The organism is Pseudomonas fluorescens (assembly GCF_019212185.1).
Taxonomy (GTDB): Bacteria; Pseudomonadota; Gammaproteobacteria; order Pseudomonadales; family Pseudomonadaceae; genus Aquipseudomonas.
Genome location: NZ_CP078138.1, coordinates 1,474,132 through 1,499,700 on the forward strand (window position 1 = coordinate 1,474,132; position 25,569 = coordinate 1,499,700).

The following is a 25,569-nucleotide window of genomic DNA, read 5'->3' on the forward strand; positions in this document are numbered from 1 at the left end:
AAGGTACGCATTGGGTACTGGGTAATGTCAGCGCTATCGTAGTGTTTGATTTTTAGTACGTATACATCCAACCGGACAACCTATAACTGAATTCAGCCAACATGCGAAAAAAAAATATTAGCCTACTCGACCTCGAAGGATTTTCCGCACCTATCTATTTTCGACAGGCTGAATTCGAAGCGGAGGGAGAAACTGATTGCCACCAGCATGCTTGGGGCTCCCTTGATTATGCCGCGAGCGGCGTTATGCATTATAAAATTGATGGGCAAAATCTCATTTCACCACCTCAGTACGCGGTATGGATTCCCCCTAACACCGAGCACAGTTTTCATAATGCGCAAGCTATTCTTTATCGATCGGTTTATTTGGCGCATGAATATTGCAAGCGATTGCCTTCGCATCCGCAGATTCTTATTATCAGCGATATAGTTAAATCCATTTTGAGTGATTTTGCGAAGCGCAATTTATGTACCCCTGAACGCGAAGAAGACATTCGTTTGGCGCAGGTGCTGATTGATCAACTGTGTCAGGCCAAAGTGCATCAATGCTATTTGCCAACGACTTCGCATCCTGGGTTGCTCAAAATACTCGATTTGATGCGCGAGGATCCTGGCAACAATTTTTTGCTGAGCGAATGGGCCGAGCGATTACACGTCAGCGAGCGGACTCTTGCTCGTCACTTCGTACGGGAATTGGGTATGAGTTTTGGGGAGTGGAGGCTGCGCTTGAGGTTTCTTGCAGCGGTAGATGCCCTTGAAACTGGGCGCACTGTACAGGAGATAGCATTTGATATGGGGTACAGCACGGCATCTGCATTCATTGCAATGTTTCGACGCCAGGGAGGTCTCACGCCGGAGCAGTATCGTCGACGCATGCTTAAGTAAAGGAGCAAAATAAATTGAAGAAAGGGCCCTTCGAGGGCCCTTTTTTATTGAATATTGCGAGGACAATTTGATCGCCAAATCATAGGCAGACATGGTTCATATCGCCTATAAAGCGAGCCATGATCTCGGATACACGTGTTTAGAGGATGGCCAAGTGGTTGGTGTTATCAGCGAACGGGACTATACGCGTAAGGTTGTTCTCCAGGGGTGATCCTCGGTTGGTACGCCGGTCAGAGCCAACATGAGCGCTCCTGTCGTGACGGCAGACTGTCAGCAGAGTATCGAGCGTTGCAAGGCGGTCATGACTGACAGACATCTGCGCCATTTACCGGTATTGAAAGGCGACCAACTGAATGGTCTTTAGTCGATTGGTGAGCTGGTGAAAGAAGCCATCGCCGAGCAGGCCGACCTGATCCGACAGCTGGGACACTACATTCGCGACCATTAGCGATCAAGTTCACTGGGGGGCGTTGGTGACTCAGCATCAGTTCAAGCAGATGCAACACAGACGAAACATTACAGCCATATGATTCCCGTCAAGAAGCATGCGCAAGCTGCTCGACTCAGTCGCGACTAACAATGAGGCGGCGGCGCTCGATGTGATGTGCGTAGCAGAGCAGCTTCATGACGAAGTTCTTCGTCAACGATTGCTCAACATGATTCACCGGCTCAACCAGGACGCCCATAATTTGCGCATGGCGCGTGACGATATCCAAGGTGGAGCCATAAAGCTCGCGTGAGCGGCCTTGTAGACGTTACACAGTCGTCCCTTCGGGCCACTAGGCCCGGCTAAAGCTTGTTTTCGCTGATCGAACACCTTTATCCAAAGTCTTAGTGAAAAATCAAAACGGCGCTGGTAATGTCCCGGCCACGTTCGCCAACCATTAAGGGATGGAGGCGAAAATAGAAGCCCTGGAGCCGCGAACCTCCGGGGCTTTGTTTTTTCTACTCTGTGGCTTTTTCACGTACGGTTTCCATTGCTACTGCACCGGCAATGGTTAGGTGCTTGTACGTGCAGGCTCAGAGCGCGGCGTGCAAGCGTTCGAGCTGTTCACGCTCCTAAGCACTCAATAGGTCGACAGGATCAGTTCCTTCGCGCTGCCAGAGTTCAAGTGTACCGACTCGGCCATCAGGCGACCTGCAGTACTCGCAGTAGTCCAGGGTGTCACAGTCATTGAAGAGGGTGAGTCTCCAGCCATCAATCTCCACGGACATGAGGCCGTGATAAATCTCGCTCCAGGACTGTGTGGAGCTTCGCATCATGATGCGTTTGCCGAGCACGACATCCGTCAGCACCTGGCAGACCTCGCGGGCGGGGAGAGGTGAGGTTGTGTTCAAATCAATATACTCTCGGGTGATCGCATGCCCAAGGCTAAGCTACGGTACGAGGTGGCGTGAATTGACTGTTGATCGTTCAAGCCAACGACGTCCGGCTAGCCTAATAAACTCGAAACTACTCACTCCGGCGACATGAGCACCGCAAGCGTCATGTTGATGAATTCCTCGTTCATGCTGATTGTGTCCAAAGCGCCACGAACGTTGCCGGCGACCTCCGCTGATCCTCTCTGTTCGACCCAGAGCGTTAGCTCCATTATCGCGGCTTCGAGGGCTAGCTGGTTCTGATTGATCTTGAAGAGTAGGGAAGGGAGTAGGTCTGAATCCGACATGGGATACCTCCATGGAAAAAGGTCAGCGTAGCAGGCTGGTGCTATTCCCGTTCTAGCTACCGGGCGATTAAGATCACCGCTTCCATTTTAGAAATCAGCTCTCTAAGCATCTGCATAAGGGTGAGCAAGATGCTCTGTCGGCAAAGTAGGAACATCCACGCACCAACGGCATCGAGTGTTCAATATTCAGCACTGAGGAAACAGCGTCCGCCTCTGTCCTGACCCGGAACACATCATGCTTTCTAGCTGAGCCTCCCTCTACAAAATCAACGACCTCTATCGCGTGGTGTCATCGCCTAGTGTGGTGGTCAATCACCTTAAATCTTGACTGTGTGGTGCGATCTCTGCTGAAAGCGCAGTTTTAAAGAAGCCGGCAACACGTACCGACTTAAACTTCGTAACTGGCTTCATTAAAAGCGCAGAAACGATCCCTCCCTGCCGCTTTGAGATCAATCTAAATTCCGCGCGGAGTTGGTCAACGCACGAGAGCATTGCAACAGCGCCGGTGCCAGTTGCCGCTCGGCATCCGCGCGGCTCCAGCGACTGGTAGGTGCTACCACATGCACCGCAGCTACCGGTCGGCCATTAGCGCCCAGCACGGGTGCACCGATGGTCATATCACCGAGAAAAAGTTCTTGGGTATTGACCGCATAACCTTGCTCGCGCACTTCCTCAAGAGACTCCAGGATCTTGTCGACCTGCGTCAACGTATGGCTGGTGTGAGCGATTCGCTGGCTATTTTCAATCAACACCAACGCTTCATCCTGTGGCAGCGCGCTTAAGTAAGCCCTGCCGGACGCAGTGCAATACATCGGCACGCGCGACCCAATCGGCATATGCACCGGCACAAAACCTGAGCTGACAAATCGCGCAATGTAGGTCATGTCGTAGCCCGCTGGCTCAGTAAGGCAGGAGGTCTCCCCGGTCAGGCGCGTCAGTTCGGAAAGGAACGGGTTGGCCACTTCAATCAGCGAATGGGCATCCAGGTAGCTGAAGCCGAGTTCCAGCACACGTGGTGTCAGTTGGTAATGGCGTGTGCGGGAGTGTTTCCGAAGGTAACCAAGGCTTTCCAGAGTAAACACCATGCGCTGGGCGGAGCTTTTGGTCATGCCAGCGGCGTCAGCCACCTCTGCAAGGCTCATGCTACGGCGCTGTGCGCTGAATGCCTTGAGTACCGACAGGCCTTTTTCCAGGGATTGATTATGCAAACTGTTGCGTTCTTCGGTCATGGCCCACTCGTTGTCAGTTGGATCAACTCTCAGGAGATTTCTACACCACAAAGCAAAAATTGACCATTAAATATCGCATATCGATACGAATGATTCATTTATAGAAATTTATAAATCGATATGCACTACTTATTAATCGGAATGGCATGAGGCTTGCGATTGTTCTCTTGCCGCTAGCGGTACTCACAATCCGTTTTCCTTCTGGAGTAACCCGATGAACAGTCTTTCACACGTGTTTCGCCGCCTTGCCTTCGGCCTATGCGCCACCCTTTGCGTGTCCACCGTGCACGCGGCCAGTGCGACCTCGTACAAAGTTGGTGCAACCGCCAGCGGTTCGCCGTTTACCTTCCTTGATATCAAGAGCAACAGCATTCAGGGGGTGATGGTCGATGTTGCCGAGGCGGTAGGCAAGGCCGGGGGCTTCACCAGCCAGATCGAACAGACCAACTTCGCCGCGCTTATTCCTTCGCTAACGTCAGAAAAGCTCGACTTCATTTCCGCCGGCATGCTGAAAACCGAAGAGCGTAAAAAAGTCGTCGACTTCAGCAGTCCGGTCTACGCCTACGGCGAAGGCTTGATCATCAACGCCGATGACAATGCTACTTACCATGACCTGAGCCCGCTCAAGGATCAGGTCGTGGGTGTGCAGGCCGGCACCATTTTTTACGACCAGCTAAACAAGCTCGGCATTTTCAAGGAGATCCGTACCTACGACTCTATCGGCGAAATGATCCGTGACCTGTCCCTGGGTCGCATCAAGGCTGCCGTGGGTGACCAGCCGGTGGTGGCCTACCAGATCCGGCAGAATCTGTTTAAAGGCGTGAAACTGGCCGCCGACTACAAACCCACCAATGTCGGCGAGGTTTGCCTAGTGGTGCGCAAGGGCGATACCGAAACCCTCGAGCGATTGAACCAGGCCATCGCCAGCATCAAGGCTGACGGAACCCTGGCCAGTATCCTCAAGAAGTGGGGGCTTGATGCCCAGGTGAACCTATGAGCCCCACTGAATTCCTGCAAACCGCCGTGGATTTTTTACCCATCCTGCTTCAGGGCGCCTGGGTGACTATCCAGATCACCGTGCTGTCGTTCCTCCTCAGCAGCGCGATCGGCCTGGTGTTGGCGCTGCTCAAGCTGTCACCGATCCGTGTGCTGTCGGTAACGGCGAGTACGGTGATCAACGTGATTCGCGGCCTGCCGATCATCGTGCAGCTGTTTTACATTTACTTCGTGCTGCCGGACATGGGCGTTCACCTGACCGCCTTCCAAGCTGGGGTGATCGGCATGGGCATCGCCTATTCCGTCTATCAGGCCGAGAACTTTCGCACCGGCATCATCGCCGTGGAGCAAGGACAGCGCGAAGCCGCCGAAGCCTTGGGCATGCGCTCGGTACTGATGATGCGCCGCGTGATTCTGCCCCAGGCATTCCGTATCGCCTTGCCACCCTATGGCAACACCTTGGTGATGATGCTCAAGGACTCCTCACTGGTATCCACCATTACCGTCGCCGAGATGACGCGCCAGGGGCAATTGATTGCCTCATCCACCTTTCAGAACATGACTGTTTATACCCTGGTGGCTTTGCTCTACCTGCTGATGAGCCTGCCGTTGGTGTATGGCCTGCGCCGCATGGAACAGCATCTGAGCCGGAGGAAAAAAGCATGATCGAGATTCGCCAGCTGCAAAAACAATACGGCAGCCACCGGGTGCTGCACGGCGTAGACCTTGACGTCGCCAAAGGGGAGGTGGTGTGCCTGATCGGCCCCTCCGGCTCGGGCAAGTCCACGTTGCTGCGCTGCATCAATGCACTGGAAACCTACGAAGGCGGTGTTATCACCGCGTTCGGCGAAACCGTGCAACGGGGCAGTAAAACCGTGCACGCGCTGCGAAGCCGCATGGGCATGGTGTTCCAGCGTTTCAACCTGTTTCCCCATCGCACTGTGTTGGAAAACGTCATGGAAGGCCCGGTATACGTCAAGGGTGAGTCACCCAATCAAGCGCGTGCAGAAGCCTTGGCCTTACTGGAAAAGGTTGGTCTCTCGGCAAAGGCGGACGCCTATCCGGAACAACTTTCCGGTGGCCAGCAACAGCGGGTGGCCATCGCGCGCGCCTTGGCGATGAAGCCCGAAGCCATGCTGTTCGACGAACCTACCTCGGCCCTCGACCCTGAACTGGTGGGCGATGTACTGGCAGTCATGCGTACCCTCGCGGATGAGGGCATGACCATGATCGTGGTCACCCATGAAATGGGTTTTGCCCGCGAAGTGGCCGACCGCGTGTGCTTCCTCCATGGAGGTTACATCGTTGAAAGCGGCCCGGCGGAGCAAGTCCTGGGCAATCCGCAGCAGCCGCGAACCCAAGACTTTTTGCGCCGGGTACTGCATCCGACCGCCAACGCCCGGAGCCTGTCATGAAGTCACTATGGGCAGCGACGGCACCACCTGCCGTACCAACACCAGCATTGAGCGAGTCGTTGAAGGTGGATGTGGCGATTGTGGGGGCGGGGTATACCGGTTTGTCGACGGCCCTGCATCTGGCGGAGAAGGGTGTAAGGGTCTGCGTCCTGGAAGCTAACGAACCTGGTTGGGGCGCTTCGGGCCGTAATGGTGGGCAGGTCAACCCGACGTTGAAATACGATCCGGATCAACTGGTGCAAATGTACGGCGCTGAGCGCGCTGAACCATTGATCGACACCGTGTCGAGTTCTGCTGACCTGGTGTTCGATCTGATCAAGCGGCATGAGATTGATTGCGCGCCGATACGAAAGGGCTGGATGCAGGTTTCCTACTCGGACAAAGGCGTGGCCGGGCTGCATGCCCGGGCGGATCAGTGGGCCCGTCGTGGTGTGCCGGTGCAGTGTCTGGATGCCAGCGCAGTGGCTACGCGCATGGGCAGTGAAGCCTTTGCCGGCGGTTGGCTGGATGGTCGAGCGGGGGCGATTCAGCCTTTGGCCTACGCACGCGGATTAGTGCGCGCGGCGCTGGCGGCAGGTGTGCGGATTCACGGCCAGAGTGCCGTGACGGAGTTGCAGCGCCAGGGCTCTGGGTGGCAAGTGCAGACTGCCTGCGGCGCACAAGTCACGGCGGATCAGGTGGTACTGGCAACCAACGGCTACAGCAGCAACCTGTGGCCGGGGATGGCGCAGAGCATATTGGCCGCCAATAGTTTTATCGTCGCCACCAAACCGTTGAGCGGGTCGGTAGCCGAAAGTATTTTGCCAGGGCAGGAAACGGTTTCTACGTCGCAACGACTGCTGCTGTATTTCCGTAAGGATGCCTACGGTCGTCTGTTGATGGGCGGGCGCGGGTTGTTCAACGATCCCACCGGGCCGACGGACTTTGCTCACTTGGAGCGTTCTCTGGCCTTGCTGTTTCCGCAGTTGGGGCCACTGGAATTTGAGTATCACTGGGCTGGCCGGATCGCGATTACTCGGGACTTCATGCCCCATGTTCACGAACCGGCGCCGGGGCTCACCTTGGCGCTGGGGTGCAATGGGCGGGGGATTGCCTTGTGTACCAGCCTTGGGCAGCAGTTGGCAGGACGCTTGTGTGACCGCCATGCGGCTTTTGCTTATCCGGTGTCGCCATTGCAACGGTTACCATTACATGGACTGCAGCGCTTCTACATTGGCGCGGGGGTGGCTTGGTACAGCTTGTTAGACCGATTAAATGTGAGCTGAAGAAATCTCAGCTATCAGCGTCAGAAGCTGCGTGATTCATGCCGCGCGATGTAAGGGGAACGGCAGTCAGAAAATGGGATAAAAGCTCAGAAGCAAAGCCGTGTACCCATGTCGTGGGAGTGCCTATGGAAGGGCTCCTACTGCTCAAGTTTGAATGATTGGCTTCTGCGTCGTCATTCAAGTTTGGCGGAAAATAAGCCATTGCATATGAGATGCCGTATCTGTTCACACTAAGTGCTATGCAATGCCCGCGTTGCCAACTGAATAGGATGATCAGCATTCAATGTCGAGCAAACAGCCTCCGCCTCTGTTCTAGCTTTGAACACACCATGCTTGCTGGCTGAGCCTCCCTGTACAAGGTCGACAACCCTGTATCGCTTGCTGCCATCGTCCAACGTGGTGGTTTCAATCACTCTGAATCTTGCGTGCATGGTTGCTTTCCGTGCATGACATTGGTGACCTACAAGTACCGGCAAAACGAGACGATTTCAAGAACGGGACGGTCTTCAGCTGAGACAATTTATGACAGTGCAATGCGCTCGTCATTGCGGGAGAGCTTAGCGGTGGGGGGAGTGTCGAGGCATTTCTAAATGTCGCTGCTTCGGGCCTCATGGCCCGGCTTGACGTAAACCTTGGACAGCAGCTCCGCCTGAGCATCCGTAGTATCTGCAAGGCTGCATCTTGACGATCAGAGCTACCAACTCTTGTGCAAATCCGGAAGGAGCTCTCTTACAAACCAGTCTGGTAACGCAACCCCAAGTGTGAGGAGGTCAGATGACGAGCTCACTACGACACCGACGTCAATCAACCTGTTGAGCTGAGCGTTTGCGATGTCAGGCTGAAGTCCGGTAAAGGTTACGAACTCAGAACGAGGAAGCGTGCCCTGGATCAGCATCGCCAAAAAAGCTGGTGCAATTTCTGCTCTGATCCCGGCCTCTGTTAAGCGAGGGTTTGTGTGGAACGCATGCGTAACAGATTCACGAAGCTTGCGGCGATTCAGGGCAGCCGTCATGTAGTCCACCTCTTCATGGCAGACATCAAGCATGAACTCAATGAAGGCGAGAGAGGCTTTGTCTGTTCGCTGGAAACCACCAGCAAGTTGTCTTTCTTGCATGTCACCAGTTATGCCCAGCGCAGCGTGATACTCCTCCTGTCTACGAGCTATACCGCGAGATAACGACCACAGCTGTGGATGCAATCCGATCTGAGCGAAATGTATATGAACGATCAGCCTCGCCACAGCCCCATTACCGTCAGATAGCGGTTGAGTTTGTACAAGGTGATAGTGGTGGGCTAGCGCCGCAATGAGACGTCGACGAAGCTCGGTGATTTCCGCCAACGTGGACTGCGTGCTAGCCAAGTTGTTTGCGTCTTCCAGCACCGCCAGGTCAGTGTTGTGCCCGTCGATGATCCTCGAGTACTCGGCGTCAGAGACCTTCAGCTGTCTGCTCAAGCATGCTGCAGTTTCAGGTGCGAGCAGGCCGGCAAGGAAAGCTGTTTTCGTTACAAGCACGTCTGCTTTCGCCAGTATCGACGGAGGAATCGAATCGGGCAGGGGCGGAATAAGCCATTGATCAGCGGTCATCTGAGATATCTATAAAAGGATATTGTTTCATTCATCATCCGCCATCACCGATGAGTTTGGGTCGATATTCGATTCGGGCCGGCTGAAGGCCACGTAAACCGGGCCGCTCACGAAACTCCAGTGGTTGCTTCGGCCAGGAAACGCTCAGCAAATTCCGGTCGGCGTACACAGAATTCCGGTGCCCTATGTCGATTGCACACTGAACGGTGCCAGTGATTCTGTTGACGGAGGGTGGGAGATAAAACCCTTGATATTCGATTCTGGCCGGCTGCGGGCCACGTAAACCGGGCCGCTCATGAAATTCCGGTGATTGCTTCGGCCAGGAAACGCTCAGCAAATTCCGGTCGGCGTACACAGAATTCCGGTGCCCTAGGCCGATTGCACACCGAACGGAGTCAGTGCTGCTGATGGAAGGTGGGAGATAAAACCCCCGATATTCGATTCCGGTCGGCTGCAGGCGCCGTAATCCGGGCCGCACACCAAATTCCGGTGGTCGCTTCGGCCAGGAAGCGCTCACCAAATTTCGGTCAGCGTACACAGGATTCCGGTGTCATATGTCGATAGCTTGTTTGTTGCACGCCGAACGGTGCCAGAGTGAACTGATGGAAGGTGGGAGATAAAACCCTCGATATTCGACTCCGGTAGGCTGCAGCCCACGTAATCCGGGCCGCACACCAAATTCCGGTGGTTGCTTCGGCAAGGAAGTGCTGACCAAATTTCGGTCGGCGTACACAGGATTCCGGTGCCCTGTGTCGATTAGCTTGATTTGTTGCGCGCCGAGCCAATCCGTCCCTTTCCAGGGGGTGAGAGATAAAACCCCCTATAGTTGCCCAAGGCCCGTGTTTGCTTGCCGGAATGGCCAGCGGGGCCGGGAGATGAAACAGTCGATATTCGCTTCCGCGAGTCGATCCGACTCTGCCAGGGGGGTAGATGAGCCCCCCTATATTCGACTAAGGCCCGTATTTGCCGGCTGCACGCCACGTAAACCGTGGTGTACACCAAATTCCGGTCGGTTCTGCAGGATTCGGGTCTAATTAACCTAAGCGGCGGGCGATGGGAGATGTCGCTTCTTCGGGCCATCTGGCCCGGCTTAGTCTTAGGTATTTCAGATGGAGGTGAAAGTGCTGTCATCGATCAAGGAATACCCACCAGGGCCACAGATCCCACAGAGCATTTGAATGACCCTCGGGCTGCAGTTACGCGGTACCAGAAATGGCAGAGGTGATGGGTAGCCGCCGAGCTTCAAGCAAATGAAGCTCGGACAAGCCTGTGAAACCCTATTCCTTTGGCTTTTTTTTAACGCCTCGTATGTAATCAAGCGTCTTTGGGGGGGAGGAATGTCCCATCAAGTCAGAGACTGATATTGCGCCCGACTTCATCGCGTTTGCGATCACAGATTGCCTGATCCGATGTGTCGACCGTTGTTCAGGATCTGCCAATGCATCACGCAAATATGAACCAATCATCCTACTCATTTCATGTGAGCTCATGGGGGCAGTTGCATCCACTTTGGATGGGAACAGATAGTCATTCACTGAAAGGCCTGCTTCCTGGATATACCTGCCAACCACCTGTCCAAAGCTACCGGGTAAAAAAGCAGATCTTTCTTTTGAGGAGGATTTAGCATAACGGACGCGCATTAGGACTCCCGAGTCAAATCGCGAGAAGTCGTGTGGCTTGGCGAGCTTGAGATCATGAGGACGTAGTCCATGCAGCAACATGGCAAAACAGCTCTGATCCCGAAGATTGCCCTTGCGCTGCACCACCTCCCAGAGAAACTTCAGGCCCTTCTCATCAATGAATTTTATGGGTGGAACTGAATGACTCAGTTTCAAATCTGCGTTAGTGGGCAAACTTGCATGATTCGCGCTGATCTCATTTGATGGATCTGGCAACTCCCGTTCTGCGTCTAAGGGCGTATCGAGGACAGTTGGTGCGGGGAGATCTGCCGGGTGCCCTGGATTGAATCCCTGGAATACACCGAGCTCATGGAGGGGGAGTAGCTTTACCAAGCGCTCGACATCGGTCTCATTAATAATGCTGGTAAATTTGCTTGCCTGACAAAATGCGAAAATAGACGTGCTGATGCCATCTCGAGCCTCATTCTGAGTAGCTAGGGTGGCATGTAAATCGCCTTCCTCAGCCGACTGTTGGAGATCATGGAAGTCGCGATAACCTAAGCCCCGTGAGAGGATCCCTTGGGCCGAGGCAAGATTTAGAGGAGTGACATCGGGCCAATTCCGCTGCAGTTTTTTTGCAATACGTTTGAAGCCACGCTTGTCGCTAAGGTCGGCGGTATAGATGGGGACACGCATGACATTCTCCAATGCGTCAGAGTGTCGGCTGCCCCTGACAATTGTCGAAGTGCATGCGAAGCAGAAGTGAATCAACCTGAGGCAAACCGCCTTTGCGAACCGACCGCTCGATCTAGGAGACCGCTTCGTCCAAGGTAGCACAACCATGCCACCTGTCTAGTCGGCGGCATAGCACCGTACGAGGAGTCCCCATAAATCTCATTCCCCCTGCCTGCCTTGCTGACTCTGATTCATCCCCAGATCACAGCTATGCCAGATAGGTTTCACGGGCCAGCGAAATAGGTCGCTGCTTCGGGCCAATTAGGCCCGGCTTAACCATCTTGAATCAACTGCCAGCGTTATTGAAAACTCGGAAAAATCTCCTGAGCAAACCAAACAGGTAAGCCAATCTCCAGCCCATGGGGGTTAGATGGTGGGCTCACCACTACGCCGAGGTTGATCAGCCTACTGAGCTGATTGCTTGCTGCTTCAGGCGGAACCGATAAAGGTTATGAACTCGGCGCGAGGTAGCGCGCCCTGGAAAGCTCTTGGTCATTATCTGATACGCCTATGCGCTCTGACTCATTGCGAGAGTGGATGGTTGAAATAGCTGAGGTAGGATTTGAATCGTTCATGGCGCAGACATTCTCTGTGGTTGGAGCACTTGTCATGCGCTGCTTTCGGAAGTTGCAAAGCTATGCGATTCGCCGAGTGTGGGATCGTTGATTCGGGCCATTGGCCCGGCTAGCCTGAGGTTTTTCAGATGGAGATGAAAGTGCTGTCATCGATCATGAAATGCGTTTGGGCGTATCCGGGCCATCCTGGACAGGCAAGGTCGAAAGCGCGCGATTTGTGTGTGTAGTAGGCTGAATAACGTTACTCCCCCATACACGCCAGCGAGGTACATCAGCCATGATTACAATCCTAAGCTGTAGCCAAGCTCGCTGGCGAATCCGTCGCCTGTTTGCGCTGTCACGAGGGCACAGTTTCGTCATAACTAAGAACGGGCGAGAAATTTGTCGCCTGGTGAATGCTGAGGCGAAGGAGTAGCCGAAGGTGAGATTGCAGTCATCAATCAAGGAATACCAGCCAGACCTCCAGATCGTACAGAGTATTTGGATGACCCTAGGGTTGCCGTCTCGCGGCGCCATGCTTCATGACGTGGTTCGCGAAGGACTGCCTTTCGATTACCTAGAGCGGATAGCGAGCTTTCTGCTGGTGCCGCGAGGGGTTGTCTCCAAAGCAATATGCGTGTCTCCCACAACGATGGCCCGTAGAGCGAAAGTAGGGCGGTTCAACACCGTAGAAAGCGACCGCCTAGTTGCATTAATAGTTGTCTTTGAGGACGCACTTTCTCTCTTCGAAAACGATGTCGCCGTTGCAACGGAATGGATGAGCTCACCGGTTCAAGGGCTCGGATCGAAGCGTCCAATCGACATGCTGGGGACGAGGGTGGAAACGAAAGCTGTCCTCGATCTTATCGGTCGATTGGAGAGAGGAATTCTTGTGTGAGACTCACTAGACGCTCTAGCGGGCTGGAGAGCTGTAGCAATTTTTGCTATCGCTCCTTCGGGCGTAAGCCCGGCTCGACGCGTGAGGGCCGGGTGTCTGAAAAAATGTTTGACAGAAAAATGTGTATAAGTATACAGTATTCTTGCTGTGTTGACGTGCCGCTCCTGATTAGCTGCCAGATGTTTTGGGCGTCAGCGATGATCGTCATACAGTGAAGCCAGAGCCCCTTAAATGGGGCTTTTTTTGCCTGAGCTAAAGAAGCCGATGGCTCAGATGGCTGTATATCAAGCTTTCCAAGCAATCTCTCTTTCGGCTCGATGGGTCGACCTCCGAAAACCGAAATGACATCACGACATCACGCCATCAAGTGAGCCAGGTCGGAAGGCGAGTGAGATGGGTCATTAGGTGCGGTCAGTAACTATCTTCGACCTCATCGGTCGACTGAAGAGGGGGGAGTGCTTGTGTGGGATTCGTCAGGCACTGGCATCCTCTGACAATCCTGAGACTTACGAATCCCCCAGCAGGTTCTAGCGCATCTCCCTATGCGCTGCGAGGTGCTGCATCTCGGCTGTCCATAGTCTTAAAAAACGGCGCCAATCTCTCGCATAGCAGCCCTGCTGCAAACGGGTAGATCCAGTACTCGCTTCTTCGAAACGAGTTTTCCAAGGTTCTGGTATGTGCTCGTCAAGCACGACTACAAAGTGGGATCCGCTGACTCCCTCGATTTCGGTTTCTGGAACACATTCACGTAGCTCATCAACCGACATGGCGACTGCATCGCCAATGGGGTCATCTCGATCTTGGCGCTCAATTTCATCAAGAATCGCAAGGTACTGAATCGCTCGATCAGATCCGGGTTGCAGCCTTTCCAAATCCCACAATGCATAGCGACGCCTGCGTTCGCGCTGCCAGAGACGATTCGCGTCAATCATCATTGTCCGCCATTCCAGGCCCCAGTGAGGTCGTGTATTCGATCTGCGATTTGAGGTATTTTGGAGAGGATACGGCAACGCGTGTTGTCGACAAATTCTTCTATCAAGTACATAGCTTCGCCGACATCCAGTTCGAGCTGCTGCACCGCTTCGTCCGAAGTCCGAATCGCCCCGTCACCATCCCATTCTTCGATGATGATTTTCTTAGGGGGCTTTCTCACATGTGGTCTCCATTGGTTCTGATTCTGTGAGCCGTTCGATGCCTGTAGATCCACGGTGGTAGGTTTTAGAGATCTGGATAATCATCAAGCCTAAGGCTAGGAGTACCCCCGTCCTCTGGCTCGTACTTAGGCGTGTGTATCACTCCTGCTTCAGCATCGGCACGCATCTGCTCGAGTTCTTTGTGAAATGCTTTGTCCTGAACCGAAGGTTTGCTGGTGTACGGCTTTCGTTCAGGTACTGGCTTGGCTGCATAAGTCGTTACAGCGTCTGGGTCGTGCTGTAGTTTTTCTTGAACTTGTGATTCCAGCATCGCACGTAGCGCGTCTTTGTCGGGACGATTAAGCAATTTGGTACTCCTAGTTGGCAGTCAGGAACTGAGTGTTCGATTGGCTCATTGGCTGGATGATGAGAGAGGAATCGTCGATATAGATTGCGGAATTGCAATAATGGATTAACAGCCACACTAGCATGTGTGAGCCTACCAAGCCTTAGCAGCAACCGCCTGTGGTCAATGACGTTATCAAGTGTGAAAATGGAAAATACAGGACGCATGTCTCAGCCTCCCGCTGGGAGACGGCCTCGGTTTCGCGAGGCGGGCTTTCAACAAGAAGCAACTACTTGCAGTTGCCTGCCTTTCGATATCCTGCCGCCTGGGCCTCAGATTCTGACGTGAAGGAGACCTGATTTTTTTCAGACACCTGACCATCGCCAGGGCATCCCATTGAAAGGTGGTACACCGGGCTCTTCCGGTTACCGATGATCACACCTGTCCCGGTCACGCTCGCGAGGGTACGAGGGGTAATTCGGCGTCTGCGTCTATGCGTGTCTGCGCACGCACTTGAACGCCTGCCACAGGCAACCTCGGTGGAGGATTACGAAGCCCTGATGCCTTGGAACTGCTCGCTCGGATCGCCTTGCTAACGCGCCGCCTATTTTTGAATAGGTGGGGGGATGGAGCGCTTACGATGCTTTTCTGTGGATTGAGGCAGTGATGGCGAGGACAATCCACGCGGTATCTGATTATGATGAAAGTAGACTGCTTCGCGAGTACGGTCAGGAGATAAACTTTAGTATCAATCCTTTCATTTTGAGTTTGTAAGAAAAGCCAGGTAGTGACCTACTCAGACGCACAAAATTCGCACATGTAGCCCTTTCATAGTCGATTAATAATACGAGTGTCCAGTAATAAAAAATATCCATCGAAAATGGTTGGGTTCTAGTTGAGTTGTGCTTTTCAAGAGTCTGATGTTTTGGTTTTCCATTTGTTATTGAAAGCCAGTCGATCTTTATCAAGCTTTATAAACATTGATGTGCTTAGAGTTGACTGGGTTTCTTTGCTGTATTTTGTGATTTCATCAATGGATATGAATATTTGTTTAGAAGATTTTTTGTAGATGCTGACGAGTCTTTCTATGGCGGGTGTATCCATGTTTTTAAAAAGTAGACTGTCATGAATTAGCGCTGGCAGCGCAGTTTCATTTAGGAAGGTTATGTCTAATGCGATCATGTTGGCAAAACCTTTCCCTGTGCCTCGATCATCGCCATGATCAAATTTATAGTCTGTTGTGCTGAATGAAATAGCTGGGGTGATTGAGTCTTTTGAGTAAATTAATTCGATGACTTCCTTCATGCCAATATTTAAGCTAGATTCAATCGCCAATAAAGAAGTTATCAGCTCGGAATTTATGGTCTGTTTAAGAGCTTTTATTTCGGCTAGGCTTTCTGTATTTAATGTCCAATACAGTTTTTGTTGGTTTATGTCGTTTTGAAGACGATCTAGTTCGATTAGTCGCTCAAGTAAATTAACAGCATCTTCTTTTGAGTCAACGATCTTCAAAAGCTCGGCATCGACTTTTTCTATATCAGCTTTCGCTGATGATATTGCTTCAATCAATACGCTTTGCTCTTCCTTAAGCTGCTTTTTTAGTATGTTCGTTATCCCCTTGTGAAAGCTTTCAACTTCGAGAAGTTTTTCAGAGTCGATTTCGGGGAAAAATGTTTGGACGGTTTGAAAGGATTTGCTATTCCTTATTTTTCCATTGGCAAGGTTTGACTCTATTCGGTTTAGTTGGATTTGCAAGTTTGATTTAATTTCAACTAGTTTGTCTTTTTCATTTTTCAGTTCAAGGTTTCGTTCGTTAATGATTGATTTTATGTCTGTGACGTTGCGTTTAAGTGCTTCTTTAATTGAGTTGATTTCTTCAGATAGCTCAAGAAGAACGGCATCGGTTTTTAAAAGCTGAGGCTTGGTTAGCTTCTTTACCGCTCCAGAGTTGAAAGTTCCTGATATGTCTTTGGATTTTTTTTGAGCAATTGTTCGTTGGTCTTCTAGTTGGGCAATAGTCCAATACCGGTTGAACATTTTCAGTAGGCGCTTTCTAACAGCTTCCCATTTTTCTCGGGAGGCGATATCAAGTGGGCGCTTGTGATTATAATTGTTTCTTTGATAAATTCTGAAGAAGCCGCTGACGCAATCACGAAAGGATATTTCATTCAGTTTGGAGAGATATTTTTCTTTGAGGAAGCTGGTAAATTCGCGGATCGACAACGGACGATTTTCGTTGACATAATACACCGTATCTGGAGTTTCAGTATTCCGGACAAATGAGTGAATTTTTTCAAATAGAAACTCAATTGAAATTTCAATGTGGCCTACGTTTTTTATCACGTCATCACATTTAGTGGGAAAGTCGCTACCGCCAAAGGCAAAGTCAATAAGCATTAAAACTGAGGATTTACCAATTGAATTGTGTGCGTCATCAGCACCAATAATTGCGTTAAGTCCGGGTTTGAAGTGGAGAGTTGATTGAATGAGCTTGGCGCAAACAATTGATTTAAGCAATATTGATCACTCCCGTTGTATAATTTACGTTGATCTTGCCTAGGGCAAAGAGTAAGTCTAAGGCGTCAATGTATTCGGAAATGTCGAAAAAACTATTTTTTTTTAATTCGTATAAACTCTGAACGCTATCCTCTTCTTCGAGAAACTCTAAGATTTTGGCTGCTTTCAAAAGGCAGCTTTCGTCGAGCGATATTATTTTATTTGGCATTAACATTCAGAGAAGATCTCGCAATTCTGGATGAAATAAGAAACAAGTACTTCTGATTTGGCTCGGTCTTTAATTCCAGTATTTGTCATGAACCATTCGCACATGTTTTCAAATATTTCGTTTTGGTTGAATCCTTGCATTAGTAATAGCGTGTAATAACTTTTAACTTGAGAGCAAATAAAAAGAGATTTTGCTTTTTCTTCCATTTCTAATTTTTTAAGCGAGTCTCTGATTGGAGTGAAAAAGCTTAGGATGTATTGTGATATTTTCATCTCGTTTAGTAAGCCTAGTGTCTCGTCTTTTTTTTCAGAAAGCTTCAAGGCTGCAAATGACAGAGATGTGTTTTTTATATCAATATCGCTGAGCTTTTCTATGTCTCTAGCTACGGTTGATATATCTTTATGAAGAGTTTGTTTGTCCCATGTTTGAGACAGTATCTTTATCTTGTTGATTGTTTTTTTTATCTCGACTAGCTGTCGATATTCTTCGACCGTTTTCTTTGTGTCGTATATTTTATGGCATTCTTTGCAGAGTGCTATAAAGTTTTCCTCGCAATCTATATTGATTGAGAGTCTTACTTCGTGTTTAAGTATAATTTGCTCATGAGGCGTAGCGTTTAATGGGTAGATGTGAGCAACGTCGAATACTCGCACCGATTTTTCATTGCGCTTAACCATGAGACTACGATTACAGAGAGGGCAAGACCCTTGGACTTCACAGAGTAAACTCATCTTCACTGTGTCATTGACATTTGCTCTCCTAAGCTGGTCTGACAAGTTGAAGCTCCATCAAATCTAAAAATAGTCAAGGATTGAATTTATTGATGCCTTGAGACATGTCACTCATGTTGAGCTACGCGCCGTACGTACTGTGTTCCAAGATGAGGCCCTTTGTCATGCCCTAGTCTTTCATGCTCTAACGCTACTGTTTTGCCATCATTTTGTCTAGCAAACCAGGGTGGACGGACGAAGTGAACACGTAAAATGGCGACAAAGCCTAAATTGGAAGCCAGGGCGTCTATCGACACGGCGATAGTGCTCACATCCACATCCACATCCACATCCACATCGCCCGGCGCCGGTTAGATAGTAGCGCTAAATGCAGAAATCGCTATTTCGGGCCCCCCGGCCCGGCTCACGTCGTCAGGCGAGCACCTCCATAACGATGGCGGCACTATTTTTGAGTCGTCTATCCCTCGATGATAGGTACCCTGCCAAACATCGCGACAGGTCTCGAAGGATAGGTGCCGACAGCCTAACGTCATTTCAATAAGGCAACCGATTTCTCAAGCGATTTATCCTTGCGAACGATATTCAATTTTATTGATTGCCCGTCATGGATTCCAATCAGCCTGGACACATCTTCCGGCGTTGAGACTTTTTCGCCGGCCATCAACACAATTACATCGCCGGGAAGAATGTCGCTCAGGTAAGCCGGACTGCCATCGACGATGGTCTCCACAACGTATCCCTGGTTGGTCTGCAATGCCTGGCGCTCGGCATCGTTAAGGCTGCGACCAAAGATCCCCAGGCTGAAGCGACGCTTGATGAAGTAGGCCGCACCGTAATCCGAGCGATTGACCGTAACCGGGATGTAGGTGGTATTCGTGCCGTATGTTGTTGTCGTCGAATTACCATAGGCCGTGACAGGCCCGCCAGCCCCGTAAGCGGTAGCTGATCCACTCGAATAGGAGGTATTTGTTGTCGGCATCGTGAGGGGCACGCTGGAGGTCACTGAGCCGGTGTATTTGGGTGTGAAGATGAGTACTAGATCGGCTCCGACGAGTCGCCCTTGCTCGATGGCATCATCCTCGGACTCGCTTTCACCACTGTTGAACATCGCGCTGCCGATTGGGATATAGCCGCGTTTGAGGTAGTCACTCTGGATCTGCTTACCATCAGTAAACGTCATCCGTTCGACCAAGGGTTGTGTCGGAGCCGGTACTGCGCGCACTTTGGCGATTTCCTCCGGTGTGGCCCCAGTGACTGGTATGTAGAAGGATTTGTAGTTGCTGGCGCAGCCTGAAAGCACAAGCGAAGTCAGCGCCATGAGCGCGTACTGCTTTAATTTTCCCTTCATTCCTTGACCCCTCAAATGCAAAAACTCGCTAAGTTATTGAACCTTTCCCAGCTCCTACTGCTATCTGAGTAACAGTAAGAATATAGCTGTTGTGGCGAGCAGTGCCCCTGTGTGTAAGCGGTGATAGGATTATGACCCGAGCTGCCGGAATCCATTGCCCCATTCGAATACTCAGGCAACGATGGCTAGCGCGGGATTTCAGAGGGTGGGTATGGGGGGCAGTCAAAATCAGCCGGCTGGGTCAACTTTCAATCAGCGCCAACAACCCGATCTCTGGCTTGCTCGCGGTCTGATCTGTTGTCTCGACAAACGAGTCCTATCAATCGACCGAACCACTTCATGCCGCAGTCCTGATTTGGTGTTCCGTGGCAGCATTTTCAGCGATGTGCAGGATATGTTAAATGATTGAGCGAGTAGCAGCGAGATATTGGACAATTTGCTCGAGTCCCGTTCTGCATGCGATGAGATCACGTGGTCGACCACTCAGACCACGATTCTTGCTGCTTATCCAGATCTTTGCATTTTGCTCGGTTCCTACAAGCGCGAGCAATGACTGATACAACTCAACCAAGAGCATGCCTCGGCTCCGCGCTTCGGTGCTAGGTTCAAGCAGTTCATGTCCGTGACGCAGACGCAGCACAGTGGAAACCTGCTCGCCCAAGACAGCTGCCAGATCAGTGTCATCAAGCCCCAACCCTTCTCCGGCTCGGATAAAAGCTTTGCCAAGTACAGCGTTTTCAGCGCTCGATGTGACTGATTTCATGCTCCACCATATCTGTGATGACTGGTCTGTGATGACCGAATTTATCAATCCTTCTCCATCGACCAGTATGGCCTCTTCTGACCGACGACTAAATTGATCCTTCAATGTTCTGAATTACTCCACTCGTGAACGGCTCCAGCAGCCATGCAATCAATGGTCTGTAAGGTAATTTTGTGCTTTGTAACACTGCTTACGTTACAGCGCACAAAGCTACGTTACAGACTCCAGAAGGCGAGGGGGGAGGCAGGCAAGCGGAGCGCGCAGGCGTGCGGATGGAAGCCCGAAGGGCCAAGACCAACGCCTTGCGCGTGGGCTTGGTTTACGACAGCCATCTCCGACCAGGGGCACGCCCAAAACAATGGCCTCTCAGCTAGAAGCCTTATCAAAGGCCCTCGCCCAGAGGCGCATGGCGTTGTCTTTGGCTATTACAGCGAAATCAACTCTTGGGAGTGCGATGACATGCCATCCTACTGCCGCCGCCATGTGCGGGGCTTAAACAACCATTACTTACCAGCCCGCATAATGAGTAACCATGTGGCCCCAGGCTGAGAGCGCCGGCCCATTTCTGCGAAGAATATTCATTGCCTCGGCGGCAGGAATTTTCGTCGGACAGCCCCCAATCAGATATGTCTTGTCTTTGCCCTGGTTGTACAAGTGCATGATCGTTAAAACCATGATCTGTTGCAGCGGCGACATTGCGCGATAGCTTTTGCGCATTGCTTTCAAGTATTCAGGGACGGGCTCTTCTCCGTCAGCCCAATCGAAGCCGCGAGGCCGCAAGTTGTAATGGCTACCTTCACTACCATAGGCGCGTTCGACGTACTCAAAACACCCCTCAAGCGAGTAAGCCTCTACGATTCCCCACACTGATTGTCCAAAAATATTTTCGCGCTCTGATGCACTGGAGAACGTAGACATGGAAGCTCCGCAAACCATCGACAGCGCCGTAAGCTCAGCACCGTCCATACAAGGCACTTTATCCACCATATCGACCAATGCCCAGTTGGGAAAACGGCCAGCAGCGAACGTGGGGTTAACTGCCGCGTAGGCAGCCAGGGCGACTGGTTGAAGTGAGTGGTGGTTGTAGGCTTGGCTGGCAGTGTGAACATCCGTGAATGCCCATACACCTTCCGAAAGTTGGTGGACGCCAATAGCAGACAAAAGGCCTTTGGCCTTATCAACGTAGTCGTTGTTCACGATTCGATTTCCTCGTCGCTGTTGGGCGCCCAATTCGCTACTGTCCTGTAAAGGTACCCGTCCTATTTCGGAGATACGCAAACTGGGTTGATCGCTTCCCTCATCCCGTCAGGTTATGGCGCCGTCATTGAGGTAAGCGGAGCTCGCGGGCGTGAGGATGGATGCCCGTAGGGCCGATTCGCCGGCGCTTGCGCCAGAGGCTCGGTTCACGACAGCCGAACCCTCCCGGGGCACGCGCTAACGCAAGTCGTTCATTGGACTTAGAACTTCACGTCATCATTAAAACCAAAATCATAAGGATCGTCTGGGGCCTGAAGCTCTTCCTGAGTGGCTGGCCCGAAAATATTCACAGGATCCCACTCATCCCAAAACAGAAACATATCCGCCGTATACTCTGTAATACCTAAATCATTGGTTTTCAGGATTTCGGGGGCGTATTTTCTAAATGCCCTGCAACTTTCGAATGTATTATCTACAAAAATATCCGCAATAAATATTACTATCCAAGATTCATATATCACGCAAGAAGCAATATCCTCCCAAGCGGTAACAAATTTTTTGTATTGACGTTCGTTTAATTGGGTGTCGTATGCGATGACAAGTGTTCCCTCAGAGGCATGCAGCAGTTTCACAGGTGCAAGTATGCCTTTGATGATGGCTTTTTCAATCAAGTAGATTACTTGAGTGTCGGGGATGCCTCCCCAAAGAACAGCAAATTTCTGCATGCATAGAGCGTCAAGGAGTTTGTGGTTAACATCTCTAACCTGCTGTGTGCTGAAGATGGTGTAAGCCCCATCTCCATATTCGTCGTGGGGATAGTCGTGTTCAGTATAAAGCACTCGGGAATAGATCATGAAACGCACCTTTTGGTAAAGCTACGCTAATGACAATCGATGTGGGTAGGCCGGTGCCTTTAATGATGCGTGACCCTTTGGGCCAACGTATTAGGCGTCAGGCTTCCGATTATTCGGATAGATGTAATGCAGCGACATCAGACAGTTGTTATGACCCATGATTTCTGCGAAATTTGGTGTTTCGATCGGGCAGTGCTGAATAGTTTCAGGCTGACCATCCTCTTGTGATTGGCGAAACCACAGATCTTCATCGATGAACCCAATATCCGAGAAGTCATCGAGAGCCTTCAGATCATATGGCGCAATCCCCAAGCTATAGGATTCCAGAATTTCTTTCGCATCCTGCCAAAAGACGTAGTCGGAGTGTCCAGAGTGGACTTCGTTAACGTTCTCAAAGTCTACTGTTAGCCGAATGTGGCTCATACATATGACCTGTTCCCACAGTGACTCGACTTCCTGGAAGGTGGCGCTTGATACCCCACTGTCCAGAAAAAGGCGGAGAGAGTCTTCGTGTACGGCGATAAGCTTCACAGGCGACATCGCTCCCAAAATATAGGCGCGCTCTAGGGCTGCGGTAACGTACGGATTTAAATGATCGCCGGACATGACTGCAAAGCTTTGCTTGGCTGCCTGTGGCATCACCTCCAGACTTGGGGTTTTCCACTGCAAGCAACTGAACACCACATGATTTGGGGCGTCGTGAGGTTCTATTGGTTCGCATTCAGGGTGAAAAATTTCTGAAAACGGCATGGCGGTTTCCCTCCTTGTGTAGCTAGATCAAAGTCGACTTTTGAACACCTGTCAAAGATGAAAAGCGCTAGCTGTCGGAAGTACATAAGCTAACTTTTCAAAAATGTCGTGATAAATTAACCTCTAGAATTTAACAAGTGTCGGGCGCAAGTCAGTAAACATTGATGGCGTCTCGTTCGGTAGATGAAAATTGACTTTGAGATTTTAAAAAAGTTGCTTGCAAATCTATTTTCAGCGGGATAGTGTTTTCCTGACTTCTGGTGGAGGTGAAGCGCAGTGATTGAGTGAATTTCTAGAGTTTATAAGCGTTCAGTTTGGATTGCTTCTATAAGCGCTTGTCCCTCTAACGGTTCATTTTCTAGTGTCCTGTCTCAGAGGAAACGCTCTCTTGAGCTATGACCTCCATAGCCTCTCGCGCACGCTGGATTTTTCGCAGATGTCTTCACTCTTTGCGCTCCAGATGTAGCGGCAGGGCTGAGCGTTGTGCAGCACTAAAAACGTGGTAATGGAGCTGACCAATTCGCGTGTTGAGCTGAAACTATCATCCCGTAAGTAAACGGTGATATCTCGGAAAAAGCATTCAACTATGTTCATCTAGGAACTCGATGTCGGTGTGAAATGCAAGTGGAATCGCGGATGTCGCTTGAGCCATTCCTTGACGACTGGATGCTTGTGAGTAGCGTAGTTATCCACGATCAAATGCAATTGCAGGGTCTTGGGTGTTTCCCGGTTGATCTTTTTCAGGAAGGCCAACCACTCTGATGCCGGTGTTGTGGGCGGATTCAACCGGTCGTCGCAACACCTTGATCGAGGTGTTTATGGGACGACCCGCAGGATGGATGCAAAAATTGACGGGCCGGGGAGCGATGCGTTCTCCAGGTGCACCCTCACTTCGTAATGAGATCGAGCGGCTATTTTGGGTGCAGATTGCAACAGGTATCACAAGCGAAAAGGCAGCACATGCCGTTGGCGTATCAACAGCGGTAGGTACACGCTGGTTCCGTCATCGAGGCGGGATGCCATTATTCATGTCGAATCACATATCAGGACGTTACTTATCGTTTGCAGAGCGAGAAGAGATTGGGCTGCTTCGAGCGCAAAGTGTTGGCGTTCGTGAGATCGCCCGTCGCCTTGGACGAAGCCCATCGACAATTTCACGGGAGCTGACACGAAATGCTGCTACCCGTTGCGGTCGGCTTGAATATCGAGCGTCAGTAGCGCAATGGAAGGCAGAACTGGTGGCCAAGAGGCCGAAACCAGCAAAGCTGGTCACTAACCCGCGACTGCACCAGTACGTACGCGACCGCCTTGAGGGCAAGGTTCAAGACGCCGATGGTCGTGACATCTCTGGGCCTCGGCAAGCGCCCTTCAAAGGTCGAAATAAACCGCATCGCAGTGACCGTAAATGGGTCAATGGCTGGTCGCCTGAACAGATTGCCAACCGGCTCCAGATCGATTTTCCGGATGATGAATCCATGCGCATCTCTCATGAAGCCATATATCAGGCGCTCTACATTCAGGGTCGAGGAGCTCTCAAGCGCGAACTGGTGAGCTGCCTGCGCTCAGGACGAGCATTGCGCGTGCCGAGAGCCAGAGCGCAGGCCAAAGTGTGGGCACACGTCAGCGAGGACGTCATGATCTCCAGTCGCCCTGCTGAGGTAGAAGATCGGGCTGTACCCGGGCATTGGGAGGGCGACCTGATCATCGGTCTGAACCGTTCTGCGATTGGAACTCTGGTCGAGCGCTCAACTCGATTTACCATGCTCGTCCATCTGCCCCGCGAGAAAGGTTATGGGCTAATTCCCCGCACGAAGAACGGCCCGGCGCTGGCTGGCTATGGGGCTGTTAGTATGGCCAATGCATTGAAGAAGACGGTGACTGATCTTCCCATCGAGCTGTGGCGATCTTTGACCTGGGATCGTGGAAAGGAGCTGTCGGATCACGCTCGATTTACCATCGAGTCCGGAGTAAAGGTTTTCTTTGCTGATCCACATAGTCCATGGCAGCGCGGCACAAACGAAAATACGAACGGCCTTCTACGGCAATACTTCCCGAAAGGCACTGACCTCTCTCGTTGGAGTGCTCAAGAAATACAGGCGGTAGCTCACGTACTTAACACTAGACCTCGAAAAACACTCGGCTGGAAAACACCTGCCGAAGCACTGAATGAGTATCTAAAGTCTGTACAACAATCCAGTGTTGCGACGACCGGTTGAATCCGCCGTGTTTCGATGCTACTGATTAGCCGACCTTGTAGATAATCCATGGCGGCAAACAGCGTTAGCGTGCCGTGACGAACATAGTCGTGGGTTTGCGTGCGGATATGGCCGATACCCCGGCTGGGTGCGTTGCAAGGCTTGAACCTGGCTCTTTTCATCGTAGCAGAGCACCAGCGCCTTCTCGGGGGGGGGGGCAGATACAGCCCGATAACGTCCCAGAATTTCTCCTCGAAGTGCGGGTCACTGGACAATTTGAAGGTACGGGTCAGGTGCGGTTTGATTTCGTTGGCGGCTCAAATCCGTTGCACACTGGCCGGTTAAATGCCAGCGACACGCGCCATGCTGCGACAGCTCCAGCGCGGCTGACCGATACGCGGTTGGGTGACTTGTTCCAGAGTTCGCTTCAAGGCTTCGGCGGGCAGTGATGGCTTGCGACCTCGTCCAGGTAGATCCACCAAGCCTTGCAGGCGCAGCACTTGAAAGCGCTTGCACCAGCGCGTGACTGAAACAACAGAGAGTTCGGTCAACTGGGCAATTCGACGACTGTCGCGCTGGCTGATGGTGGCCGACCGTAGGCGCCGACTCAACTCGATCTGTTCGTCTTCACTGAGCACGATGTCTTGAGAATTCATAGCTCCACTCCAAGTCCGGATCGA

Annotated in this window: 24 protein-coding genes and 4 pseudogenes; 9 read left to right on the top strand and 19 right to left on the bottom strand. The window is 51.5% G+C overall.

Going from position 1 to position 25,569, the window contains the following annotated elements:
* The first annotated feature begins 101 nt into the window (after nucleotides 1–101).
* The 3 genes and pseudogenes from KW062_RS06380 (at nucleotide 102) to KW062_RS06385 (ending at nucleotide 1,624) form a co-directional block, all read left to right on the top strand.
* On the top strand, nucleotides 102–884 hold the full coding sequence (locus KW062_RS06380; RefSeq protein ID WP_105754971.1) for an AraC family transcriptional regulator: 783 nt from the start codon (nucleotides 102–104) through the stop codon (nucleotides 882–884).
* A 139-nt stretch (nucleotides 885–1,023) separates the two neighbouring features.
* Nucleotides 1,024–1,332, top strand: a pseudogene (locus KW062_RS28805) (CBS domain-containing protein); the annotation flags it as partial.
* 97 nt (nucleotides 1,333–1,429) lie between these two features.
* Nucleotides 1,430–1,624 carry a hypothetical protein gene (locus KW062_RS06385; RefSeq protein ID WP_256350895.1) on the top strand — a complete coding sequence of 65 codons (195 nt, stop codon included), beginning with the start codon at nucleotides 1,430–1,432 and terminating at the stop codon, nucleotides 1,622–1,624.
* A gap of 319 nt (nucleotides 1,625–1,943) precedes the next feature.
* Here KW062_RS06385 and KW062_RS29375 read toward each other — a convergent pair whose 3' ends face one another.
* The 3 genes from KW062_RS29375 to KW062_RS06395 form a co-directional block, all read right to left on the bottom strand.
* Nucleotides 1,944–2,222, bottom strand: a complete 279-nt coding sequence (locus KW062_RS29375) for a DUF7693 family protein (RefSeq protein ID WP_105754970.1) — start codon at nucleotides 2,220–2,222, stop codon at nucleotides 1,944–1,946.
* 119 nt (nucleotides 2,223–2,341) lie between these two features.
* Nucleotides 2,342–2,551, bottom strand: coding sequence for a hypothetical protein (locus KW062_RS06390; RefSeq protein WP_105754969.1), 210 nt, complete (start codon nucleotides 2,549–2,551; stop codon nucleotides 2,342–2,344).
* Between the two features lie 449 nt (nucleotides 2,552–3,000).
* The gene (locus tag KW062_RS06395; protein WP_090455766.1) at nucleotides 3,001–3,780 is read right to left on the bottom strand and encodes an IclR family transcriptional regulator; all 780 of its coding nucleotides are present in this window, start codon (nucleotides 3,778–3,780) and stop codon (nucleotides 3,001–3,003) included.
* 214 nt (nucleotides 3,781–3,994) lie between these two features.
* Here KW062_RS06395 and KW062_RS06400 point away from each other — a divergent pair, with 214 nt between their 5' ends.
* Genes KW062_RS06400 through KW062_RS06415 form a run of 4 tightly spaced genes read left to right on the top strand, consistent with a single transcriptional unit; the run spans nucleotide 3,995 to nucleotide 7,456 of the window.
* Complete coding sequence (locus tag KW062_RS06400; RefSeq protein WP_105754968.1) at nucleotides 3,995–4,777, top strand: ABC transporter substrate-binding protein; 783 nt, start codon at nucleotides 3,995–3,997, stop codon at nucleotides 4,775–4,777.
* The gene (locus KW062_RS06405; RefSeq protein ID WP_105754967.1) at nucleotides 4,774–5,442 is read left to right on the top strand and encodes an amino acid ABC transporter permease; all 669 of its coding nucleotides are present in this window, start codon (nucleotides 4,774–4,776) and stop codon (nucleotides 5,440–5,442) included. Before KW062_RS06400 ends, KW062_RS06405 begins: the two co-directional genes overlap by 4 nt.
* Nucleotides 5,439–6,191, top strand: a complete 753-nt coding sequence (locus KW062_RS06410) for an amino acid ABC transporter ATP-binding protein (RefSeq protein WP_105754966.1) — start codon at nucleotides 5,439–5,441, stop codon at nucleotides 6,189–6,191. Before KW062_RS06405 ends, KW062_RS06410 begins: the two co-directional genes overlap by 4 nt.
* A complete protein-coding gene (locus tag KW062_RS06415; protein ID WP_105754965.1) occupies nucleotides 6,188–7,456 on the top strand; it encodes an NAD(P)/FAD-dependent oxidoreductase in 1,269 nt (422 codons plus the stop codon). The genes KW062_RS06410 and KW062_RS06415 overlap by 4 nt, the downstream gene beginning before the upstream one ends.
* A 694-nt stretch (nucleotides 7,457–8,150) precedes the next feature.
* Here the strand turns inward: KW062_RS06415 and KW062_RS06420 are convergent.
* Nucleotides 8,151–9,041, bottom strand: a complete 891-nt coding sequence (locus KW062_RS06420; RefSeq protein WP_256350896.1) for a Fic family protein — start codon at nucleotides 9,039–9,041, stop codon at nucleotides 8,151–8,153.
* Nucleotides 9,042–10,318: 1,277 nt separating this feature from the next.
* Nucleotides 10,319–11,356, bottom strand: coding sequence for a site-specific integrase (locus tag KW062_RS06425; protein ID WP_158261847.1), 1,038 nt, complete (start codon nucleotides 11,354–11,356; stop codon nucleotides 10,319–10,321).
* Nucleotides 11,357–12,454: 1,098 nt separating this feature from the next.
* On the opposite strand from KW062_RS06425, the gene KW062_RS06430 reads away from it, so the two are divergent.
* Entirely contained in the window at nucleotides 12,455–12,847 is a 393-nt protein-coding gene (locus KW062_RS06430; RefSeq protein ID WP_105755050.1) for an antitoxin Xre/MbcA/ParS toxin-binding domain-containing protein, read from the top strand.
* Between the two features lie 527 nt (nucleotides 12,848–13,374).
* Here the strand turns inward: KW062_RS06430 and KW062_RS06435 are convergent.
* The 13 genes and pseudogenes from KW062_RS06435 to KW062_RS06490 form a co-directional block, all read right to left on the bottom strand.
* The gene (locus KW062_RS06435; protein WP_105754961.1) at nucleotides 13,375–13,782 is read right to left on the bottom strand and encodes a hypothetical protein; all 408 of its coding nucleotides are present in this window, start codon (nucleotides 13,780–13,782) and stop codon (nucleotides 13,375–13,377) included.
* Nucleotides 13,779–14,000, bottom strand: coding sequence for a hypothetical protein (locus tag KW062_RS06440; RefSeq protein WP_105754960.1), 222 nt, complete (start codon nucleotides 13,998–14,000; stop codon nucleotides 13,779–13,781). The genes KW062_RS06435 and KW062_RS06440 overlap by 4 nt, the downstream gene beginning before the upstream one ends.
* A gap of 65 nt (nucleotides 14,001–14,065) precedes the next feature.
* On the bottom strand, nucleotides 14,066–14,347 hold the full coding sequence (locus tag KW062_RS06445) for a hypothetical protein (RefSeq protein ID WP_105754959.1): 282 nt from the start codon (nucleotides 14,345–14,347) through the stop codon (nucleotides 14,066–14,068).
* Between the two features lie 268 nt (nucleotides 14,348–14,615).
* A pseudogene (locus KW062_RS28815) lies at nucleotides 14,616–14,792 on the bottom strand (endonuclease); the annotation flags it as partial.
* Between the two features lie 443 nt (nucleotides 14,793–15,235).
* A complete protein-coding gene (locus KW062_RS06455; protein WP_146118227.1) occupies nucleotides 15,236–16,843 on the bottom strand; it encodes a DUF2326 domain-containing protein in 1,608 nt (535 codons plus the stop codon).
* Complete coding sequence (locus tag KW062_RS29225; protein WP_371321431.1) at nucleotides 16,836–17,057, bottom strand: ABC-three component system middle component 7; 222 nt, start codon at nucleotides 17,055–17,057, stop codon at nucleotides 16,836–16,838. Before KW062_RS29225 ends, KW062_RS06455 begins: the two co-directional genes overlap by 8 nt.
* Nucleotides 17,051–17,782, bottom strand: coding sequence for an ABC-three component system protein (locus tag KW062_RS06460; protein ID WP_327192045.1), 732 nt, complete (start codon nucleotides 17,780–17,782; stop codon nucleotides 17,051–17,053). The genes KW062_RS29225 and KW062_RS06460 overlap by 7 nt, the downstream gene beginning before the upstream one ends.
* Before the next feature lie 529 nt (nucleotides 17,783–18,311).
* On the bottom strand, nucleotides 18,312–19,130 hold the full coding sequence (locus KW062_RS06465; RefSeq protein ID WP_105754955.1) for a PDZ domain-containing protein: 819 nt from the start codon (nucleotides 19,128–19,130) through the stop codon (nucleotides 18,312–18,314).
* 397 nt (nucleotides 19,131–19,527) lie between these two features.
* The gene (locus KW062_RS06470; RefSeq protein ID WP_146118225.1) at nucleotides 19,528–19,893 is read right to left on the bottom strand and encodes an MbcA/ParS/Xre antitoxin family protein; all 366 of its coding nucleotides are present in this window, start codon (nucleotides 19,891–19,893) and stop codon (nucleotides 19,528–19,530) included.
* A 507-nt stretch (nucleotides 19,894–20,400) separates the two neighbouring features.
* The gene (locus tag KW062_RS06475; protein ID WP_105754953.1) at nucleotides 20,401–21,090 is read right to left on the bottom strand and encodes a hypothetical protein; all 690 of its coding nucleotides are present in this window, start codon (nucleotides 21,088–21,090) and stop codon (nucleotides 20,401–20,403) included.
* A 260-nt stretch (nucleotides 21,091–21,350) separates the two neighbouring features.
* A complete protein-coding gene (locus KW062_RS06480) occupies nucleotides 21,351–21,944 on the bottom strand; it encodes a hypothetical protein (protein WP_105754952.1) in 594 nt (197 codons plus the stop codon).
* A gap of 90 nt (nucleotides 21,945–22,034) precedes the next feature.
* The gene (locus KW062_RS06485; RefSeq protein ID WP_105754951.1) at nucleotides 22,035–22,694 is read right to left on the bottom strand and encodes a hypothetical protein; all 660 of its coding nucleotides are present in this window, start codon (nucleotides 22,692–22,694) and stop codon (nucleotides 22,035–22,037) included.
* A gap of 358 nt (nucleotides 22,695–23,052) precedes the next feature.
* Nucleotides 23,053–23,476, bottom strand: a pseudogene (locus KW062_RS06490) (transposase); the annotation flags it as partial.
* A 57-nt stretch (nucleotides 23,477–23,533) separates the two neighbouring features.
* Here KW062_RS06490 and KW062_RS06495 point away from each other — a divergent pair.
* Nucleotides 23,534–24,910 (top strand): IS30 family transposase, encoded by a 1,377-nt coding sequence (locus KW062_RS06495; RefSeq protein WP_081786355.1) that lies wholly within the window; start codon nucleotides 23,534–23,536, stop codon nucleotides 24,908–24,910.
* Nucleotides 24,911–24,921: 11 nt separating this feature from the next.
* Here KW062_RS06495 and KW062_RS06500 read toward each other — a convergent pair.
* Nucleotides 24,922–25,545: pseudogene (locus KW062_RS06500) on the bottom strand (IS630 family transposase); the annotation flags it as partial.
* Nucleotides 25,546–25,569 lie beyond the last annotated feature (24 nt).

Bases quoted from the DNA above. Each gene is read 5' to 3' on its own strand.
- KW062_RS06425 (WP_158261847.1), bottom strand. From the start codon at position 11,356: ATGCGTGTCCCCATCTATACCGCCGACCTTAGCGACAAGCGTGGCTTC.
- KW062_RS06435 (WP_105754961.1), bottom strand. From the start codon at position 13,782: ATGATGATTGACGCGAATCGTCTCTGGCAGCGCGAACGCAGGCGTCGC.
- KW062_RS06390 (WP_105754969.1), bottom strand. From the start codon at position 2,551: ATGTCGGATTCAGACCTACTCCCTTCCCTACTCTTCAAGATCAATCAG.
- KW062_RS06420 (WP_256350896.1), bottom strand. From the start codon at position 9,041: ATGACCGCTGATCAATGGCTTATTCCGCCCCTGCCCGATTCGATTCCT.
- KW062_RS06460 (WP_327192045.1), bottom strand. From the start codon at position 17,782: ATGAGTTTACTCTGTGAAGTCCAAGGGTCTTGCCCTCTCTGTAATCGT.
- KW062_RS29225 (WP_371321431.1), bottom strand. From the start codon at position 17,057: ATGTTAATGCCAAATAAAATAATATCGCTCGACGAAAGCTGCCTTTTG.
- KW062_RS06385 (WP_256350895.1), top strand. From the start codon at position 1,430: ATGCGCAAGCTGCTCGACTCAGTCGCGACTAACAATGAGGCGGCGGCG.
- KW062_RS06380 (WP_105754971.1), top strand. From the start codon at position 102: ATGCGAAAAAAAAATATTAGCCTACTCGACCTCGAAGGATTTTCCGCA.
- KW062_RS06405 (WP_105754967.1), top strand. From the start codon at position 4,774: ATGAGCCCCACTGAATTCCTGCAAACCGCCGTGGATTTTTTACCCATC.
- KW062_RS06395 (WP_090455766.1), bottom strand. From the start codon at position 3,780: ATGACCGAAGAACGCAACAGTTTGCATAATCAATCCCTGGAAAAAGGC.
- KW062_RS06400 (WP_105754968.1), top strand. From the start codon at position 3,995: ATGAACAGTCTTTCACACGTGTTTCGCCGCCTTGCCTTCGGCCTATGC.
- KW062_RS06465 (WP_105754955.1), bottom strand. From the start codon at position 19,130: ATGAAGGGAAAATTAAAGCAGTACGCGCTCATGGCGCTGACTTCGCTT.
- KW062_RS06480 (WP_105754952.1), bottom strand. From the start codon at position 21,944: ATGATCTATTCCCGAGTGCTTTATACTGAACACGACTATCCCCACGAC.
- KW062_RS06495 (WP_081786355.1), top strand. From the start codon at position 23,534: ATGCAAAAATTGACGGGCCGGGGAGCGATGCGTTCTCCAGGTGCACCC.
- KW062_RS06430 (WP_105755050.1), top strand. From the start codon at position 12,455: ATGACCCTAGGGTTGCCGTCTCGCGGCGCCATGCTTCATGACGTGGTT.
- KW062_RS06470 (WP_146118225.1), bottom strand. From the start codon at position 19,893: ATGAAATCAGTCACATCGAGCGCTGAAAACGCTGTACTTGGCAAAGCT.
- KW062_RS06415 (WP_105754965.1), top strand. From the start codon at position 6,188: ATGAAGTCACTATGGGCAGCGACGGCACCACCTGCCGTACCAACACCA.
- KW062_RS06410 (WP_105754966.1), top strand. From the start codon at position 5,439: ATGATCGAGATTCGCCAGCTGCAAAAACAATACGGCAGCCACCGGGTG.
- KW062_RS06485 (WP_105754951.1), bottom strand. From the start codon at position 22,694: ATGCCGTTTTCAGAAATTTTTCACCCTGAATGCGAACCAATAGAACCT.